Origin of the sequence: Belliella alkalica (assembly GCF_022549785.1) — a bacterium.
Taxonomy (GTDB): Bacteria; Bacteroidota; Bacteroidia; order Cytophagales; family Cyclobacteriaceae; genus Belliella; species Belliella alkalica.
Genome location: NZ_JAKZGO010000038.1, coordinates 1 through 4,351 on the forward strand (window position 1 = coordinate 1; position 4,351 = coordinate 4,351).

The 4,351-nt window shown below is 49.7% G+C and carries 1 protein-coding gene; it reads left to right on the top strand.

Features of this window, described 5'->3' with window-relative positions:
• The coding region (locus MM213_RS20395; protein ID WP_241414731.1) for an Ig-like domain-containing protein at nucleotides 1-4,351 on the top strand (4,351 nt) is incomplete at both ends.

The following is a 4,351-nucleotide window of genomic DNA, read 5'->3' on the forward strand; positions in this document are numbered from 1 at the left end:
GCAATGTGTTGACAAACGACACGTTGAAYGGAGATCCTGTATCGATAGATGATGTGACGTTGACGATAGTTACGGCAGCGACACCGATCAACGGCGGTCCTGTACCGAGCATCGATCCATCTACAGGCATCGTAAGCATTCCTGAGAACACCCCAGCGGGAACATATACAATCACATACCAGATTTGTGAGGATCTGAACCCTACGAACTGCTCGACGGCCTCTGTAGAGGTTACGGTAGAAGCGGCASMGATAGCGGCGAMTGATGACGACCTCGGTCCGATCAACGGCACTGATGGCGGGACGACCCCAAGTGTGTTGGCAAACGACACGTTGAACGGCGATCCATTAGATCCAGCTGATGTTACATTGACAGCAGTTAGCTCAGATCCTGAGTTGACGTTGAACCCTGACGGAACGATAACAGTAGCACCGAACACACCTGCTGGTGATTACGAGTTGGAGTACAGCATCTGTGAGGTATTGAATCCAGACAACTGTGCTACGGCAACGGTAACGGTTACAGTAGAAGCGGCAATAATAGAAGCCAATGAAAACGACTTCGGTCCGATCAACGGCACTGATGGCGGGACGACCCCAAGTGTGTTGGGTAACGACACGTTGAACGGCGATCCATTAGATCCTGCTGATGTAACCTTGACGGTGGTAAGCTCAGATCCTGAGTTGACGTTGAACCCTGACGGAACGATAACAGTAGCACCGAACACACCTGAAGGGGAATACGAGTTGACTTATAGCATCTGTGAAGTGTTGAATCCAGACAACTGTGCTACGGCAACGGTAACGGTTACAGTAGAAGCGGCAATAATAGAAGCCAATGAAGACGACTTCGGTCCGATCAACGGCACTGACGGCGGTACAACGCCAAGCGTGTTGGCAAACGACACGTTGAACGGTGATCCATTAGATCCAGCTGATGTTACATTGACAGCAGTTAGCTCAGATCCTGAGTTGACGTTGAATCCTGACGGAACGATAACGGTAGCACCGAATACACCTGCAGGGGAATACGAGTTGACTTATAGCATCTGTGAAGTGTTGAATCCAGACAACTGTGATACGGCAACAGTAACGGTAACAGTAGAAGCGGCAATAATAGAAGCCAATGAAGACGACTTCGGTCCGATCAACGGCACTGATGGAGGCACGACCCCAAGTGTGTTGGCAAACGACACGTTGAACGGTGATCCATTAGATCCAGCTGATGTTACATTGACAGCAGTTAGCTCAGATCCTGAGTTGACGTTGAATCCTGACGGAACGATAACGGTAGCACCGAACACACCTGCAGGGGAATACGAGTTGACTTATAGCATCTGTGAAGTGTTGAATCCAGACAACTGTGATACGGCAACAGTAACGGTAACAGTAGAAGCGGCAATAATAGAAGCCAATGAAGACGACTTAGGTCCGATTAACGGCACTGATGGAGGCACGACCCCAAGTGTGTTGGCAAACGACACGTTGAACGGAGATCCAGTAGATCCAGCTGATGTTACATTGACAGCAGTTAGCTCAGATCCTGAGTTGACGTTGAATCCTGACGGAACGATAACGGTATCACCGAATACACCTGCAGGGGAATACGAGTTGACTTATAGCATCTGTGAAGTGTTGAATCCAGACAACTGTGATACGGCAACAGTAACAGTTACAGTAGAAGCGGCAATAATAGAAGCCAATGAAGACGACTTCGGTCCGATCAACGGCACTGATGGCGGGACGACCCCAAGTGTGTTGGGTAACGACACGTTGAACGGCGATCCAGTAGATCCAGCTGATGTAACCTTGACGGTAGTAAGCTCAGATCCTGAGTTGACGTTGAACCCTGACGGAACGATAACAGTAGCACCGAACACGCCTGCTGGTGATTACGAGTTGGAGTACAGCATCTGTGAGGTATTGAATCCAGACAACTGTGCTACGGCAACGGTAACGGTAACGGTAGAGCCGGCAGTAATAGAGGCGAATGAAAACGACTTCGGTCCGATCAACGGCACTGATGGCGGGACGACCCCAAGTGTGTTGGGTAACGACACGTTGAACGGCGATCCAGTAGATCCTGCTGATGTAACCTTGACGGTAGTAAGCTCAGATCCTGAGTTGACGTTGAACCCTGACGGAACGATAACAGTAGCACCGAACACGCCTGCTGGTGATTACGAGTTGGAGTACAGCATCTGTGAGGTGTTGAATCCAGACAACTGTGCTACGGCAACGGTAACGGTAACGGTAGAGCCGGCAGTAATAGAGGCGAATGAAAACGACTTCGGTCCGATCAACGGCACTGATGGAGGCACGACCCCAAGTGTGTTGGCAAACGACACGTTGAACGGTGATCCATTAGATCCAGCTGATGTTACATTGACAGCAGTTAGCTCAGATCCTGAGTTGACGTTGAACCCTGACGGAACGATAACGGTATCACCGAATACACCTGCAGGGGAATACGAGTTGACTTATAGCATCTGTGAAGTGTTGAATCCAGACAACTGTGCTACGGCAACGGTAACGGTAGCGGTAGAGCCGGCAGTAATAGAGGCGAATGAAAACGACTTCGGTCCGATCAACGGCACTGATGGCGGGACGACCCCAAGTGTGTTGGGTAACGACACGTTGAACGGTGATCCAGTAGATCCAGCTGATGTTACATTGACAGCAGTTAGCTCAGATCCTGAGTTGACGTTGAACCCTGACGGAACGATAACAGTAGCACCGAATACACCTGCAGGGGAATACGAGTTGACTTATAGCATCTGTGAAGTGTTGAATCCAGACAACTGTGATACGGCAACAGTAACGGTAACAGTAGAAGCGGCAATAATAGAAGCCAATGAAGACGACTTCGGTCCGATTAACGGCACTGATGGAGGCACGACCCCAAGTGTGTTGGCAAACGACACGTTGAACGGTGATCCATTAGATCCAGCTGATGTTACATTGACAGCAGTTAGCTCAGATCCTGAGTTGACGTTGAACCCTGACGGAACGATAACGGTAGCACCGAACACACCTGCAGGGGAATACGAGTTGACTTATAGCATCTGTGAAGTGTTGAATCCAGACAACTGTGATACGGCAACAGTAACGGTTACAGTAGAAGCGGCAATAATAGAAGCCAATGAAGACGACTTCGGTCCGATTAACGGCACTGATGGAGGCACGACCCCAAGTGTGTTGGTAAACGACACGTTGAACGGTGATCCATTAGATCCAACTGATGTTACATTGACAGCAGTTAGCTCAGATCCTGAGTTGACGTTGAACCCTGACGGAACGATAACAGTAGCACCGAACACGCCTGCTGGTGATTACGAGTTGGAATACAGCATCTGTGAGGTGTTGAATCCAGACAACTGTGCTACGGCAACGGTAACGGTAACGGTAGAGCCGGCAGTAATAGAGGCGAATGAAAACGACTTCGGTCCGATTAACGGCACTGATGGAGGCACGACCCCAAGTGTGTTGGCAAACGACACGTTGAACGGAGATCCAGTAGATCCTGCTGATGTAACCTTGACGGTGGTAAGCTCAGATCCTGAGTTGACGTTGAACCCTGACGGAACGATAACGGTAGCACCGAACACACCTGCAGGGGAATACGAGTTGACTTATAGCATCTGTGAAGTGTTGAATCCAGACAACTGTGATACGGCAACAGTAACAGTTACAGTAGAAGCGGCAATAATAGAAGCCAATGAAGACGGCTTCGGTCCGATTAACGGCACTGATGGAGGCACGACCCCAAGTGTGTTGGTAAACGACACGTTGAACGGCGATCCATTAGATCCAGCTGATGTTACATTGACAGCAGTTAGCTCAGATCCTGAGTTGACGTTGAATCCTGACGGAACGATAACGGTATCACCGAATACACCTGCAGGCGAATACGAGTTGACTTATAGCATCTGTGAAGTGTTGAATCCAGACAACTGTGATACGGCAACAGTAACGGTAACAGTAGAAGCGGCAATAATAGAAGCCAATGAAGACGGCTTCGGTCCGATTAACGGCACTGATGGAGGCACGACCCCAAGTGTGTTGGTAAACGACACGTTGAACGGCGATCCATTAGATCCTGCTGATGTAACCTTGACGGTGGTAAGCTCAGATCCTGAGTTGACGTTGAACCCTGACGGAACGATAACAGTAGCACCGAACACGCCTGCTGGTGATTACGAGTTGGAGTACAGCATCTGTGAGGTATTGAATCCAGACAACTGTGCTACGGCAACGGTAACGGTAACGGTAGAGCCGGCAGTAATAGAGGCGAATGAAAACGACTTCGGTCCGATCAACGGCACTGATGGCGGGACGACCCCAAGTGTGTT